This is a genomic window from Roseovarius sp., from assembly GCF_040219995.1.
Taxonomy (GTDB): Bacteria; Pseudomonadota; Alphaproteobacteria; order Rhodobacterales; family Rhodobacteraceae; genus Roseovarius.
The window spans coordinates 58,923-72,446 of sequence record NZ_JAVJUC010000039.1; the positions used below are offsets into that span (position 1 = coordinate 58,923).

Consider the following 13,524-nt stretch of genomic DNA (forward strand, 5'->3'; position numbering starts at 1 on the left):
CTCACGCGCGGATCACGGTGATTTCAATTATAGCGGGCATTGCAAAAAGGGGGCCGCGATGCAGACCCCTTTTGAGTTGGTCAGAGTTACAGGCCGGTCAGACCCGGCCCTTCCACGGCACCAGCCAGCTTTCGGCCTTGCGCATCAGGATGTCGATGCCGTAGCCGATGATCCCGATCAGGATGATCCCCATGATCACGATATCGGTCAGCTGAAAGCGGCTGGCGACCATGATCATCATGCCGGCACCCTTTTCGGCGGCCACCAGTTCTGCGGCCACCACCGTGCCCCAGCAGACCCCCATGGCCACACGCGCGCCGGTAAAGATCTCCGGCAGAGAGTTCGGCACGATCACGTGGCGCATGAGCTGCCACTTCGACGCCCCGAGCGAATAGGCCGCATGCACCTTGGAGATTGCCACCCCCGACACACCCGCACGCGCCGAGATGGTCATGATCCAGAGCGCGGCGAGGAACAGCAGGATGATCTTACCCGACTCCCCGATACCCGCCCAGATGATCACCAGCGGGATCAGGGCCAAGGGCGGCACCGGGCGCATAAATTCGACGATCGGATCGAACCAGCCACGGAACCAGTCCGACAGCCCCATGGCATAGCCCAGGGGAATGCCCACAGCGGCGCCGAGCGCAAAGCCCACGATCACCCGGAACAGCGACCAGTAGAGGTGCTCCCAAAGGGTGAAGTTCTGATAGCCCTCACTCGCGATCTCGCCCACCCGCTTGACCACGGATTCCGGTGGTGGCAGCCAGATCGGCTCCATCTGCATGCCGCCCGACGGCGTGAAATTGAGCGCCCCCTTAGCGGTGACCGTAACCTTGCCCGCCGAAACCGGTACAGTGCCGCCCACGCTCACCGGCTGCCCGTCGATGGCCACGACCTTTGCCCCGTCATCGCGTGTGGTCTCGTCATTCTTGTCCATCAGAATGAGGTCGGACCGCCATGCACCGACCGCCGAGGCATCATTCCTGGCAAAGCCGTCGCCCGGCTCGATCTCGGGCTTCACGATCTCCTCGCCCACCTCGAAGACACGCACAAAGACCGTCGCATCGTCACGATCCCCATTCGGGGCCTCGAGCGTATAGGTAAACTCGGCATCGCCCACAAACGGGCCGGGCGCATGTATGGGCACCCAGCTCGACCCCGTGAATGCCCCCCACAGCAGAAAGATCGTCACCACCGAGATGACGCTCGCCCACCGGTCCGGGCGCACCGCGCTCTCATCCCCGAAAGTGACGGTCTTGAGCGAGGTAAAATCGTTCATCTGCCGGAACTTACGCACGCCAAACCGCACCAGAAAGAAGGCCGCGGCGAAGATCACGATATATATGACGAGGATGATCATGCGCCCGCCTCCTCTGTGCGGCCCATGATCTCTTCTTCCATGTCCCAGATCATCGACAGGATCTCCTCGCGTTTCTGCCCGAACTCGGGGTTCTTCTTGACCTCGCGCAGATCCTTGCCCACGCCGTCATCGGCAAAGGGCAGCCGGTATTCCTTGTGAATGCGTCCGGGGCGCGGGGCCATGACCAGCAAACGCTCGCCCAAGAGCAGCGCCTCCTCGACCGAATGGGTGATCAGGATGATGGTCTTGCCGGTCTCCTTCCAGAGCCGAAGCACCAGCCCCTGCATCTTTTCGCGGGTCAGCGCATCAAGCGCACCCAATGGCTCGTCCATCAGGATCACGTCGGGATCGTTGGCAAGGCACCGCGCCAGCGCCACGCGCTGCTGCATGCCGCCCGACAGCTCATAGACCGCCTTGTCCTTGAAACCCTGAAGGCCCACGACATCCAGCAGGTGATCGACGGTGCCGCGCCATTCCTTCTCGCGCTTACCCGCCATGCGGGGGCCAAAGCTCACGTTGTCACGCACGCTCATCCATTCGAAGAGCGCGCCCTGCTGAAACACCATGCCACGCTCTGCATCCGGTCCGGTCACCTTGTGACCGTTGAGCGTGATCTGCCCTTCGGTCGGGGCAAGAAAGCCGGCGAGGATGTTGAGAAGCGTGGTCTTGCCGCAGCCCGAAGGCCCCAGCACGCTCATCAATTCTCCGGTATTGAGTTCGAGCGAAACGTCCTGCAACGCCTGAACATGGCTGCCATTCGGCAGGTCGAACCGCATCGAGATGTTTTCGATTGATAGTGTCGACATCCCCACCCCCTGTTGTTCATTGGGTTTGTTGGGCAAAGGCCCGCCCGGTCTTGCGGGGCGGGCCTCGTTGAGAGTGTCAGCAGGGATTACATGCCGTTGGCTGCGGCGAGCGGTCCGGTGTTGACGTTGCTCTCATAGGTGGCCTGCGCCGAATCGATGCTGCCTGCCTCGACGAACACTTCGGCGACGCCCTTCATGAATTCCTGCGCGCCGCCACCCAGCCATTTCTCGGTCAGCTGGTCCTCGACGGTCGGAAACACGAACGTGTCGATGGTGGCCGCCGTGGCCTCGACATCCATGCCGCTATCCTTGGCGATCACCGGCAGCATTTCGTCGCGATTGGCGGGGTCCGCCCACATCGCGTTCGCCTCTGCCGTCACTGCGAGGAACTTGGCCACCACGTCGGAATTCTCGGCGATATAATCGGCGGGGCCGGAGGTCACGTCAAACACCAGAATGCCCAGCTCTTCCTTTTCCGCACCGGTCAGCAACACGTTGCCATGCTCCTTTGCCCGGCGCAGCGAACCGCCCCAGCCGCAGAACATGTCAACCGCACCCTGCGCGATGGCGGCGGCCCCTTCGGGCGGGGCCATGTTGACCACGTCCATGGTCGAGATATCGACGCCGAAGTGGTTCATCTGCTTGAGGAACCCGTAATGCGCGGCAGTGCCGAGCGGCACGGCGACCTTCTTGCCCGCCAGTTCCCCGGCGCTGTCCTTGTCGATCTCGAGCGCCTCGGCAACGACGCAGTTGTCATTGTCGGAATAGCTGACCGCCACGTCGACAGTCTGCAGGTCCTGACCGGCGCTGGTGGCAACCACGAAAGGCGGCACGCCCTGACTGACCGACAGCTGGATATCTCCGCTGGCCATAGCCGCACTCATCGCCGTGCCGGTGTCGAACGCGCGCCAGTTGACTTTCATGCCAAGCGCCTCTTCGTACATGCCCTTTTCCTTGGCATATTGGAACGGCATCGGCCATTCGAGGAAATAGGCGACGGTGATTTCCGCCTGCGCGGCACCCGCGCTTGCCGCAAAAGCCGCACCGGCGACGGCGGACATCAGTTTTGCCTTGATGTTCATGTGTGTGGTCTCCCGTTGGTTACGTTGACAGGCTTTGCGCCTTCTTGATTGATCGGCGTGTCAGGCAGAATGGCCCGGCACGACCGCAGGTATCAGCCCGACCGGCCTCATGGACCGCTCACTGCCTAGCCGAGTGAACCCGATCCATGCGTCCCGATCAACGCCATAGTGACAAGCCTAGAGGCATTTCATTAAATTCGAAAAGGGCTTTTCGGATCGCCCGAAAGAGCGCATCACGACCAAGCGACGCAGGAAAAGCACGTTGTTTCAGGGGATTGCTCGCAGAATCCTGGCTGCTCGCTGCAATCTGGCTATAATTATTGCCACCGTTTGGCCCTATCGTGTGCCTAAATTTCGGGGCTGATATGAACCATGAACAACAGCTGTTACAGCCTTGGCTCCCGCGCGCCTGCGCCGGGCCTCAACCTGATGGAGCATCCCCATGGACGGCAAACTTCGCGACAATGACATCAGCCACGTGGTCGAGGCGGACCGCGCCCATGTCTGGCATCACCTCATTCAACACGCGCCCTGGACCGGAACCGACCCCAAGGCCGACCCGCGCATCATCGTCGAAGGGCGCGGCATGCGCGTCTGGGATCAGAAGGGCCGCGAACATATCGACGGCGTCTCGGGCGGTGTCTGGACCGTCAACGTGGGCTACGGGCGCGAGCGCATCGCCAACGCGGTGCGCGACCAACTCATTCAACTGCCCTATTTCGCAGGCTCCGCAGGCTCGATCCCCGGCGCGCTTTTCTCCGAGAAACTGATTTCGAAGATGCCGGGCATGAGCCGGGTCTATTACACCAACTCCGGCTCCGAGGCGAATGAGAAGGCGTTCAAGATGGTCCGCCAGATCGCGCACAAGCGCTATGGCGGCAAGAAGCACAAGATCCTCTACCGCGACCGCGACTATCACGGCACCACCATCGCCTGCCTCTCGGCGGGCGGTCAGGACGAGCGTAACGCGCAATACGGCCCCTACACCCCCGGTTTCGTGCGCGTGCCGCATTGTCTTGAGTATCGCGCGCAATGGGATCTGGAAGGTGAAGACTACGGCATCGCCGCTGCAAACGCGATCGAAGAGGTGATCCTGCGCGAGGGTCCCGAAACCGTCGGCGCGCTCTGCCTGGAGCCGGTGACGGCGGGGGGCGGTGTCATTGTCCCGCCCGAGGGCTACTGGCCCCGCGTGCAGGAGATCTGCCGCAAATACGACATCCTGCTGCATATCGACGAGGTGGTCTGCGGCGTGGGCCGCACCGGCACCTGGTTCGGCTATCAGCATTACGGGGTCGAGCCCGATTTCGTGACCATGGCCAAGGGGGTCGCGAGCGGTTACGCCGCCATCGCCTGCTGCGTCACCAACGAGCGCGTATTCGACCTCTTCAAGGACGACGCCACCGACCCGATGAACTATTTCCGCGATATCTCGACCTTCGGCGGCTGCACGGCCGGGCCTGCGGCGGCGCTCGAGAACATGGCGATCATCGAGGAGGAAAACCTGCTCGAAAACACCAACGCCATGGGCGACTACATGCTCGATCAACTGCGCGCGCTTCAGGACAAGCACGCGGTGATCGGCCATGTGCGCGGCAAGGGTCTGTTCCTCGGGGCCGAACTGGTCGCGGACCGCGCGACCAAGGAACCGGCGCCTGAGAAGATGGTGCAGGCCGTGGTTGGTGATTGCATGGCCAACGGCGTGGTGATCGGGGCAACAAATCGCTCGTTGCCGGGTTTCAACAACACGCTGTGCTATTCGCCCGCACTCATCGCCACCAAGGATGACATCGACCAGATTGTGTCGGCCACCGACGCGGCGCTGACCCGCGTGTTCGGGTAAAATCCAAATCGCCCCGAAACACAGGTTTCGGGGCGGTCTCGTGCCGGAATTTTCAAAAAATTCCGGACCGGAAACTTTTGAAGTTTCCGGCGCTTGGCGGTCGTCAGATCACCACAACATCCAGCGGCGGAAACCCGTTGAACCCGACCGAGGAATAGCTCGACGTGTAGGCGCCACAGGCGCGGATGATGATCCGATCCCCGGCGCGCAGGCCAACCGGCAGCGCCACCGGGCGTTTCTCATAAAGCACATCGGCGCTGTCGCAGGACGGCCCGGCCAGGATGCAGGGTCCCGTCGCCTCGTGATCCCGGTCGGTCAGGAACTGATAGCGGATCGCCTCGCCCTCGGTCTCGGCCAGCCCGGAAAAGCGGCCAATATCGAGATAGACCCAACGGCACAGATCCTCGTCCGACTTGCGGCTGACCAAGAGCACCTCGGCGGCGATCATCCCCGCCTCGGCGACCATGCCGCGCCCCGGCTCTGCCATCACGCGGGTGGCCCCGGGAAAGCGCGGCTCAACCATTGCCATCACCTGGGCGGCATAGGCCTCGGGGGCCGCGATCTCGTCGCCGTAAAAGGCCGGAAAACCACCGCCGATATTGATGAGGCTGAGCGCATGCCCGGCAGCGCGCGCCTCGGCCCAGACACCGCCCACCTGATCAAGCGTGTCGCGCCACATCTCCGAACGCCGCGTCTGGGAGCCCACGTGAAACGACAGCCCCACGGGGCGCAGGCCAACCGACACGGCATGATCCATCAGCTCCACAGCCCGCTCCGGCGCGCAGCCGAACTTGCGACTGAGCGGCCAGTCGGCCCCGGTGGCCCCCACCAGCAGGCGGATATAGACCTGCGCACCCGGCGCGTGCTCGGCGATCTTCTCCAGCTCCATCTCGGAATCCGCCGCGAAGAGCGTGATCCCGGCCGCATGGGCAAAGGCGATGTCACTGGAGCGCTTCACCGTGTTGCCAAACGAGATGTGCGCAGGCTGCGCACCAAGGCTCAGGCACAGCTCGATCTCGCCGCGTGAGGCGGCATCAAACCGGCTGCCCTCGGCAATCAGGGTCTCGATCACTTCGCGGGCGGGGTTCGCCTTGACGGCGTAGTGGATGTCGGCGCGGCCAAGACCCGCCTTCAGCGCGCGGTAATTCTGCGCCACGATGTCACGCGACAGCACCAGCGTGGGGCGGTCGAATGCGTTGGTGCGAATGAAATCGACAAGGGGCGAGGCTGCAAAAACGGCATCGCCGCCCGCGACGGGGGTTACGTAAGCGTTCATGGTCATCTCCGATCAAGACCCGGGCTTTTACCCGACCAGTTCCAAAAGGAGACGTTACCGTCGCTACGTAAACACGGGTGGCGAACCACCGGCCAGAGGCGCGTGCGTTGGCGTCTATGAAAATCGCACGTAGGGCTTTGCGCTGACTCGCGCAAGAGATTTTTGAGGGCCACCAAAAATAATCCACGGGCGCGGATATCACACCATGGCGGGCGTATCCTCACGCACACCATCGGCAATCAAACAGGCCCCGAGACGCCCCAGTTCGTCACTGCATTTCGCACCCCGCCCACAGCCCGCCGTGGCCACGCCAACCCGGTCGCTCACCATCTCGATCCGCGCCTCGTCCTCGGGGGTGAAGGTGGTCACGCAGGCCATATGGCTCACACTCCGGATCGCCAGATCGGGCATCCGCTCGCGCAGCTGCGCCTCCAGCCCGGCGGCCACTTCCGGATCACCACCCGAGCGGAACCAGTCGCTGATCTCTGCCCCTGACCCAAGCACGCGATCCACCGGATCACCGCCCATCTTGAGATAGACCCGCCCGTCGGGATAGCGGATCGGCGGCAACAGGTATGGCCCGTCGCCATGGGCATGCAGGTAGATCAGCGGCGGCATAGAGGCGAGACGCGCGGCCTCGCCCTCGTCCACCTCGAAAAGCGCCACCGTGCGCGCCATCACCGTCAGCGGCAGCGGCTCGGCGAGCAGCGTGTTGGTATAACCCCCCGCGGCGATCAGCACCCGGTCGGCGCGGATTTCGCCCGCCGTGCTGCGGATGCGCACGCCCTGCCTGTCCTCCTCGACCGCCTCAACCCTCGCGCGCAGGATATGCGCCCCGGCGCGCTCGGCTGCCACGCCCTGCGCCGCGACAAGGGCGCGCGGGCTGATGAATCCCGCTTGCAGCGTCTGGTGAAAGGCGGTCGTGCCGGATGCAAACCGGAAATACTCGAACCGCGCCGCCAGCCCCGCATCATCCAACCGGGCATGCGGCACGCCGTCCCGCACCGCGACCTCGCCGATCCGCTCCATCGGCGCGCTGCCCTCGGGCCCCGCCATGACGACACCGCGTTCGGTATAGAACCGAATACCGCTCGCCGCTTCGATCTCGGCATAGCGCGCGATCGAGGCACGGCTCACCCGGCTCCAGAACGGCGCGGGATCAAGGCCCCTCGTGATCCGCCCCTCGTCGTAATGGCTGGCGAAAACGCCCCGGTGGCTGGCCTTTTCCTCCGGTTCATCCGGCCCGATCAGCACCACATCCTGCCCCGCGCGCGCCAGATGCCGCGCCGCCGCCGATCCGATCAAGCCCCGGCCAATGACTGCAACGCTCATGCCTGCCTCCCGCTTCTTGCGCGCGCAGTCGAGCGCGCCGCCGCGCCCGCGTCAAGACAGGAAAAGGCCCGGCACGCAAATGCGTCCGGGCCAATCATCCATCCAAGGTCAACCCCGCTTAACGGTGGTCATCCTCGTCATCCTCGTCATCGTCGCTCTCCGGCAGGTTGAAGACGCTATCGACGTCATATTCCTTTTCCGGTGCCTCCTCGTCATCGCTCTCCTGACCGAGGGTAAAGGTCTCCAGCCCCTCGATCGCCGTCGGCATTCGCGGCTCTGCATCCGCCCCGAGGCTCTGCTCGGTGCTCAACAGCTTGCGGCGCTCGTCATCGCTGAGCGCGGCGCCCTCCTTGGCCTTCTTGGCGGCGGCCTTCTGCACGGCGGCATCCAGCTCGGACTGCTTGCACAGGCCCAGGGCCACCGGGTCGATCGGCTGCATGGCTGAGATGTTCCAGTGCGTCCGCTCGCGAATCGAGGTGATCGTCGGCTTGGTGGTGCCCACCAGCTTGGCGATCTGGCTGTCGGCCAGTTCGGGATGGAACTTCACCAGCCAAAGGATCGCATTGGGCCGGTCCTGCCGCTTCGACAGAGGCGTGTAGCGCGGACCGCGCCGCTTTTCCTCGCCCTGTGCTGCGGCATAATGCTTGAGCTTGAGCTTGTGCAGCGGGTTATCCTGCGCGCGGTCGATTTCCTCCTGCGTCAACTGGTTGTTCGCAATCGGATCGAACCCCTTGACGCCCGCCGCCACATCACCATCGGCGATGCCCTGCACTTCCAGTTCGTGCATGCCGCAGAAATCGGCGATCTGCTTGAAACTGATCGTCGTGTTGTCCACCAGCCAGACGGCTGTGGCCTTGGCCATGATCGGCAGTGACATGTCTCAGGTCTCCTTTACCCAAATCTTCCCCGTCGCCTGAAAGGCGGTTCCAGCGGGCCGGAACGGTTTCCATTGTCGGGGAAATTGGGCGTCATATACTGTCCCTGACGACAAAATGAAAGACCAAAGAATGCGCCTTGTCTTGTTGATCTGTCTGGCCCTGTTCAGCCTCCCTGCCACCGCTCAGACGCACCGCACGGGCGTATTCGACTACTACGTGCTGTCGCTCAGCTGGTCGCCCACATGGTGTGCGCTCGAAGGCGATGCGCGCGGCGCGGCTCAATGCGACCCGCAGGCCGATCACGGCTGGGTGCTGCACGGGCTCTGGCCGCAATATCATCGCGGCTGGCCCGAGGATTGCCAGAGCCCGCACCGCCCGCCCTCACGCGCGATGACCCGTGACATGGCCGATATCATGGGCAGCGCGGGCCTTGCCTGGCATCAATGGAAGAAGCACGGCACCTGTTCCGGTCTTTCCGCGCCCGATTACTATGCGCTGTCGCGCGAGGCTTACGCCCGCATCACCCGGCCAGAGGTATTCCGCAACCTCAAAAAACCCGTGAAACTGCCCGCCAGCGTGGTAGAAGAGGCGTTTCTCAAGGCCAACCCGGGATGGCAGGCCGACATGCTGACCATCACCTGCCGCGCGGGCCGCATTCAAGAGGCGCGGCTCTGCCTCTCCCGCGACCTCAGCCCGGTGCCTTGCGGGCGCGACGTGATCCGCGATTGCCAGATGAAAGACGCGCTTTTCGCGCCCATCCCCTAGAGTTTCTTCTTGGTAAAAATACCCGAACCCCGCCCTGTGTCCTTGCGGGCGGCCCGGCTCAGCCGACCTTCAGGACGATCTTGCCGATATGGCCGCTCGATTCCATCCGCGCATGCGCCGCCGCCGCGTCCACCAACGGGAACTCGGAATCCATCACCGGGGCAACCTTGCCCGCCTCCAGCAAAGGCCAGACATGCGTGCGCAACGCCTCGGCAATCTGCGCCTTGGCCAGATCGCTTTGCGGGCGCAGGGTGCTGCCGGTGATCGTCAGCCGCCGCATCATCACCTGCGCGAAATTCAGTTCCACCTTGGGCCCCTGCAGGAACGCGATCATCACCAGCCGCCCGTCATCGGCGAGCGCCTTGACGTTGCGCGGCAGGTACTCACCGCCCACCATGTCTAGGATGAGATCGGCCCCGCCCTCGGCGCGCAGCACCTCGACGAAGTCCTCCTCGCGGTAATTAATGGCCCGCTCCGCACCCAGATCGGTACAGACCCGGCATTTATCGGCATTGCCTGCCGTGGTGAACACCCGCGCTCCGAATTCACGGGCCAGTTGAATGGCCGTGGTGCCGATACCCGACGATCCGCCATGCACCAGAAACCGCTCGCCGCCCTTGAGCCCGCCACGCTGAAAAACATTCGACCAGACGGTGAAAAATGTCTCGGGCAGGCAGGCCGCTTCCTTGAGGCCCAATCCCGCCGGTACGGGCAGGCAATGTGCGGCGGGCGTGGCCACGTACTCGGCATAACCGCCACCGGGCAACAGCGCGCAAACCTGATCGCCGATGGCCCACTCGCTGACCCCCTCGCCAAGCGCCACAATCTCGCCCGCGCCCTCCAGCCCCGGCAAATCGCTCGCCGTGGGCGGCGGCGCATACATGCCGGCACGCTGCAACGCATCGGGGCGATTGACCCCGGCATAGGCCAGCCGGATCACCACCTCACCCGCGCGCGGCGCAGGAACAGGCCGCGTGGTCGGCTGCAACACCTCCGGTCCGCCTGCCTCGGTGATTTCGACTGCCTGCATCGTCTCGCTCATCGTCTGTCCTTCTTTGCTTCAGTTAGGGCCGGTCCAGCGCCCCGGCATGCCGGTCTGTTGCCGCGCCTGCGGCGCGCGCACACGGCCGAGAAAGGCCAATGGCCCCGCCATCAGGCCCGACACGACCCGGTTCTCGCGCGCCTTCGCCTTGAATTTCTCGATCTGCATCACGTCCTCGATCCGGCGATCCAGAAACTCCCAGGTGCGCAGATTGCCCTCGCTGTCATCGCCCAGCCAATAGAGCACCGTGGCTCCGTAGACACCCGACAGCGTCGCGCGCTTCGTGTACCAGTTCACGTCATCCGAGGTATCGCCAAGCGCGGTCCAGATGTGATCGCAGGTCTGCCAGATCGCTTTCGCACCGTCGGCGGCATGGTTGGGCAGGGAAAAGAGCGTAGTGCCGCGCCGCACCAGTTCGCGATCCTCGACCGCCTCCAGCCGCGCGCGCACAGCGAACGCCACCCGGTCGCGAAAGCGCATCGCGCTCAAATCGGTTTCTTCCAGCCGCTTGAGCATCGCCGCGTCACCCTCGGCATGATAGGCGAGCGCCAGATCGACCGCCCCGCGTGGGCAGATAGCGGTGACCAGCCCGGGCGCGATATCCGCGTCCTGCGCGGCCAGCCTCAACGTGGTTTCACTCCATCCGTCAAACGGCACATGCGGCTTGGCGGCCTCCAGAAGACGGCTCATCAGATCGGTATCGGGCATCGGTATTCCTCTCTGCGGCGCACCCTAGACAATTCCGGGACGCTTTGCTATATGAACGCTTCCTGCAATCTTGCAACTTTAACTTAGGAAGGTGGTGACACCACATGCAGGTTAGTGTTCGCGACAACAATGTCGATCAGGCGCTCCGCGCCCTGAAGAAAAAACTGCAGCGCGAAGGCGTTTTCCGGGAAATGAAGCTCAAGCAACATTTCGAGAAACCGTCCGAGAAAAAAGCGCGCGAGAAGGCCGAAGCGATTCGCCGTGCCCGTAAACTGGCACGTAAGAAAGCGCAGCGCGAAGGCATGCTCTAAGAGCTTTACCCGCGGTTTTTTGCGGCACGATTTGACGACCCCCGGGCATCCGCTTCGGGGGTTTGTCGTTTTTGAGGGGTATCGTCAGGGGGCGTTGCCCCCGTCGCCCCGAGAGGCGACTCCCCCAGAGTACTTTCGCCAAGAAGAAACCGCGATCAACCGATCTGGCAGAGCGGCGCATCTTTCAGGAGCGACGTGACAAAGCGGCCCTCGGAGGTGTCGCGAATGCCATAGCCATAGCCGCGAAGGCGGTGCTCCCATTCACGGTCGGACACGGCAAGGTGACGCTCGCGAAGGACAAGGTCGCGAATTTCGCGGTTCGTCGTTGTGTGGTTCAGGTTCATCGTTTCCATCCCTGTTACGGTTTTCCGATAATCACGGGATAGTTGACGCATGTGGCGTCAATCGCGCCGGATTGTGGCGCGGTTTGGGAAATGTCGCGACCGCTCAGTTGGTTTCGGCATCGACCCGGGCCAGCTGCGCCGCATGCTCCTGCCGCGCCCGCGCCGCCGCGATCAGCGCGCGGAAAATCCCCATTTGCCGATGCGCGTAGAATAGATGCTCCGGGTGCCACTGCACGCCCAGCGCAAACGGCTCCTCGACCCGCTCGATGGCCTGGATCATGCCACCCTGATCGCGCGCCGCGACGCGCAGCCCCTCGCCCAGACGGTCCACCGCCTGGGTATGCAGCGCATTGACCTTCATCGGCTGTGTGCCTGCCAGATGCGCCAGCCGCGTGCCCGCCTCGATATGCACGGTCTTGCGCGGCAGCACGGTCCGGATATGGTCGCTCGCCGCGTAGGTCGCATAGGCGTCCTGATGCAGCGTGCCGCCCAGCGCAATATTGAGCATCTGACTGCCCCGACAAATCCCCAGCACCGGCTTGGATGTCACGAACGCCCCCAGCAACACCCCCCGCTCCAGCGCATCGCGCGCCGGGTCGAGCCGGGCCGAGGTGACGATCCAGCCGCCATAGAGATCCGGCGAGATATCGTCGCCGCCGCCGATGATCACCCCGTCCACGCTGTCGATATCCGCCCTGCGCCCCGCCTGCCAGCGTCGCGCGCAACCGCCCGCCAGCCAGACATTGAGCGCAATGAGCGGATAGATGCGCCAGCCCGAGCGGCGCGACACGGTGACCCCGATCACGGGGCGAGAGGCACGGGTCATGTCCCGGTCAGCCCCGCCGTTTGCAGGATACGTCCCGCCCGCGCGGCCCAGCTTTGCCGCGAAATCGTCAGCAGGCCATGATCGTCCTCCCAAGCCCGCGCCAGCCGGTCGAGCAGCGCCGCATCGGCGGCCACCCGCTCCACCGTCAGCCAGCGCCGCCATTCATCGGCGATGGACCATCCCGCCTCATCAATCCGGCAATCGGGCAGGCGGAAATGAAAGGTCGGGCGCGCCGATGTCTTGTCGGAAATCGCGGCCTCGATACGGTCAGGCTCGAACTGCGCAAAGACCGGCAGCATATCGAGGCCGCGATTGCGGCTCGGCGTGTGCTCGAGATAAAGCCCGGTCACATGCTCACGCGTGGCCCCCGGCCCCGCCCCGATCAGGGCGCGCACGAACTCGGTCGGGTAGGGATCGGTGAACGGCAGCAGGCGGCGCGACTCGTCGATCGGGTCATCGGTGCGCAGCCAGTCCTCGATCAGCGCATAGGCCAGCAGCGGCCGCACGATATCGGCGTCCGCCTCACTCGCGATCTCGATATTGAGATGCAGACCAAAGCCAAAGAACCAGCCCGCGCCGCTGCCCAAGGCTCCGGCCTCGCGCAAAACCTCACGCAGCGCATCGAGCCGGGCCAGCCCCTCCATATCCAGCGGTTCGCTCACGATCTCGACCGGCACCACCTCGCGCCCCAGATCAAGCGCCAGATCGCGCAGCTTGCTCTTTTGTGCCTTGCGCAGAAAGATATCGAGATAGACCTCCAGCCGCCCGATGCGGCTGTCCTCCACATGCCAGATATGGCTGTCGACCTGTTTGATTGTCCCGCTGACCGCCTCGGCACAGAGCCGCGCCACCTCGGCCTCGGGCAAGCCGCCCAGCTCGATCTCTACACCCACAAGGCGCGGATCACCCTTGGCGTTGAGGGGCTGCGGCAGGGGGGCGAATTCCGCCACC

14 protein-coding genes are annotated in these 13,524 nt (G+C 64.0%); 3 read left to right on the forward strand and 11 right to left on the reverse strand.

All coding sequences use genetic code 11. The features are described 5' to 3' along the window. Positions 1–97: 97 nt before the first annotated feature. The 3 genes from RID11_RS15935 to RID11_RS15945 all read right to left on the reverse strand — a co-directional run bounded on the left by RID11_RS15935 (position 98) and on the right by RID11_RS15945 (position 3,251). On the reverse strand, positions 98–1,363 hold the full coding sequence (locus RID11_RS15935; protein ID WP_350140943.1) for an ABC transporter permease: 1,266 nt from the start codon (positions 1,361–1,363) through the stop codon (positions 98–100). Next, positions 1,360–2,169, reverse strand: a complete 810-nt coding sequence (locus RID11_RS15940) for a taurine ABC transporter ATP-binding protein (RefSeq protein ID WP_350140945.1) — start codon at positions 2,167–2,169, stop codon at positions 1,360–1,362. The genes RID11_RS15935 and RID11_RS15940 overlap by 4 nt, the downstream gene beginning before the upstream one ends. Positions 2,170–2,255: 86 nt before the next feature. Beyond that, positions 2,256–3,251 (reverse strand): taurine ABC transporter substrate-binding protein, encoded by a 996-nt coding sequence (locus tag RID11_RS15945; protein WP_350140947.1) that lies wholly within the window; start codon positions 3,249–3,251, stop codon positions 2,256–2,258. Positions 3,252–3,693: 442 nt separating this feature from the next. Between RID11_RS15945 and RID11_RS15950 the strand changes: the two genes are divergently transcribed. Beyond that, positions 3,694–5,091 carry an aminotransferase family protein gene (locus tag RID11_RS15950; RefSeq protein WP_350140949.1) on the forward strand — a complete coding sequence of 466 codons (1,398 nt, stop codon included), beginning with the start codon at positions 3,694–3,696 and terminating at the stop codon, positions 5,089–5,091. Between the two features lie 103 nt (positions 5,092–5,194). On the opposite strand, the gene RID11_RS15955 is transcribed toward RID11_RS15950, so the two are convergent. The 3 genes from RID11_RS15955 to RID11_RS15965 all read right to left on the reverse strand — a co-directional run bounded on the left by RID11_RS15955 (position 5,195) and on the right by RID11_RS15965 (position 8,576). Beyond that, the gene (locus RID11_RS15955) at positions 5,195–6,367 is read right to left on the reverse strand and encodes a type III PLP-dependent enzyme (protein ID WP_350140951.1); all 1,173 of its coding nucleotides are present in this window, start codon (positions 6,365–6,367) and stop codon (positions 5,195–5,197) included. Positions 6,368–6,565: 198 nt separating this feature from the next. Next, positions 6,566–7,699, reverse strand: a complete 1,134-nt coding sequence (locus RID11_RS15960) for an NAD(P)/FAD-dependent oxidoreductase (protein WP_350140953.1) — start codon at positions 7,697–7,699, stop codon at positions 6,566–6,568. Between the two features lie 118 nt (positions 7,700–7,817). After that, entirely contained in the window at positions 7,818–8,576 is a 759-nt protein-coding gene (locus RID11_RS15965; RefSeq protein ID WP_350140955.1) for a DUF1013 domain-containing protein, read from the reverse strand. Positions 8,577–8,706: 130 nt separating this feature from the next. On the opposite strand from RID11_RS15965, the gene RID11_RS15970 reads away from it, so the two are divergent. Continuing rightward, on the forward strand, positions 8,707–9,342 hold the full coding sequence (locus tag RID11_RS15970; protein ID WP_350140957.1) for a ribonuclease T2 family protein: 636 nt from the start codon (positions 8,707–8,709) through the stop codon (positions 9,340–9,342). 58 nt (positions 9,343–9,400) lie between these two features. Here the strand turns inward: RID11_RS15970 and RID11_RS15975 are convergent, their stop codons facing one another. Then, the gene (locus RID11_RS15975) at positions 9,401–10,384 is read right to left on the reverse strand and encodes an NAD(P)H-quinone oxidoreductase (protein ID WP_350140959.1); all 984 of its coding nucleotides are present in this window, start codon (positions 10,382–10,384) and stop codon (positions 9,401–9,403) included. Between the two features lie 18 nt (positions 10,385–10,402). Beyond that, positions 10,403–11,092, reverse strand: a complete 690-nt coding sequence (locus tag RID11_RS15980; protein ID WP_350140961.1) for a COQ9 family protein — start codon at positions 11,090–11,092, stop codon at positions 10,403–10,405. A 104-nt stretch (positions 11,093–11,196) separates the two neighbouring features. On the opposite strand from RID11_RS15980, the gene rpsU reads away from it, so the two are divergent. Beyond that, positions 11,197–11,403: a 30S ribosomal protein S21 gene (gene rpsU / locus RID11_RS15985; protein WP_008207378.1), complete on the forward strand. Its 207-nt coding sequence runs from the start codon at positions 11,197–11,199 to the stop codon at positions 11,401–11,403. Positions 11,404–11,558: 155 nt separating this feature from the next. Here the strand turns inward: rpsU and RID11_RS15990 are convergent, their stop codons facing one another. The 3 genes from RID11_RS15990 to RID11_RS16000 all read right to left on the reverse strand — a co-directional run bounded on the left by RID11_RS15990 (position 11,559) and on the right by RID11_RS16000 (position 13,523). Further along, the gene (locus tag RID11_RS15990; protein ID WP_350140965.1) at positions 11,559–11,747 is read right to left on the reverse strand and encodes a hypothetical protein; all 189 of its coding nucleotides are present in this window, start codon (positions 11,745–11,747) and stop codon (positions 11,559–11,561) included. Positions 11,748–11,850: 103 nt separating this feature from the next. Beyond that, entirely contained in the window at positions 11,851–12,573 is a 723-nt protein-coding gene (locus tag RID11_RS15995; protein ID WP_350140967.1) for a gamma-glutamyl-gamma-aminobutyrate hydrolase family protein, read from the reverse strand. Beyond that, entirely contained in the window at positions 12,570–13,523 is a 954-nt protein-coding gene (locus tag RID11_RS16000) for an amidoligase family protein (RefSeq protein WP_350140969.1), read from the reverse strand. The genes RID11_RS15995 and RID11_RS16000 overlap by 4 nt, the downstream gene beginning before the upstream one ends. Position 13,524: the final 1 nt, after the last annotated feature.

Bases quoted from the DNA above. Each gene is read 5' to 3' on its own strand.
- RID11_RS15955 (WP_350140951.1), bottom strand. From the start codon at position 6,367: ATGAACGCTTACGTAACCCCCGTCGCGGGCGGCGATGCCGTTTTTGCA.
- RID11_RS15995 (WP_350140967.1), bottom strand. From the start codon at position 12,573: ATGACCCGTGCCTCTCGCCCCGTGATCGGGGTCACCGTGTCGCGCCGC.
- RID11_RS15975 (WP_350140959.1), bottom strand. From the start codon at position 10,384: ATGAGCGAGACGATGCAGGCAGTCGAAATCACCGAGGCAGGCGGACCG.
- RID11_RS15950 (WP_350140949.1), top strand. From the start codon at position 3,694: ATGGACGGCAAACTTCGCGACAATGACATCAGCCACGTGGTCGAGGCG.
- RID11_RS15965 (WP_350140955.1), bottom strand. From the start codon at position 8,576: ATGTCACTGCCGATCATGGCCAAGGCCACAGCCGTCTGGCTGGTGGAC.
- RID11_RS15970 (WP_350140957.1), top strand. From the start codon at position 8,707: ATGCGCCTTGTCTTGTTGATCTGTCTGGCCCTGTTCAGCCTCCCTGCC.
- RID11_RS15945 (WP_350140947.1), bottom strand. From the start codon at position 3,251: ATGAACATCAAGGCAAAACTGATGTCCGCCGTCGCCGGTGCGGCTTTT.
- RID11_RS15935 (WP_350140943.1), bottom strand. From the start codon at position 1,363: ATGATCATCCTCGTCATATATATCGTGATCTTCGCCGCGGCCTTCTTT.
- rpsU (WP_008207378.1), top strand. From the start codon at position 11,197: ATGCAGGTTAGTGTTCGCGACAACAATGTCGATCAGGCGCTCCGCGCC.
- RID11_RS15980 (WP_350140961.1), bottom strand. From the start codon at position 11,092: ATGCCCGATACCGATCTGATGAGCCGTCTTCTGGAGGCCGCCAAGCCG.
- RID11_RS15990 (WP_350140965.1), bottom strand. From the start codon at position 11,747: ATGAACCTGAACCACACAACGACGAACCGCGAAATTCGCGACCTTGTC.
- RID11_RS15940 (WP_350140945.1), bottom strand. From the start codon at position 2,169: ATGTCGACACTATCAATCGAAAACATCTCGATGCGGTTCGACCTGCCG.
- RID11_RS15960 (WP_350140953.1), bottom strand. From the start codon at position 7,699: ATGAGCGTTGCAGTCATTGGCCGGGGCTTGATCGGATCGGCGGCGGCG.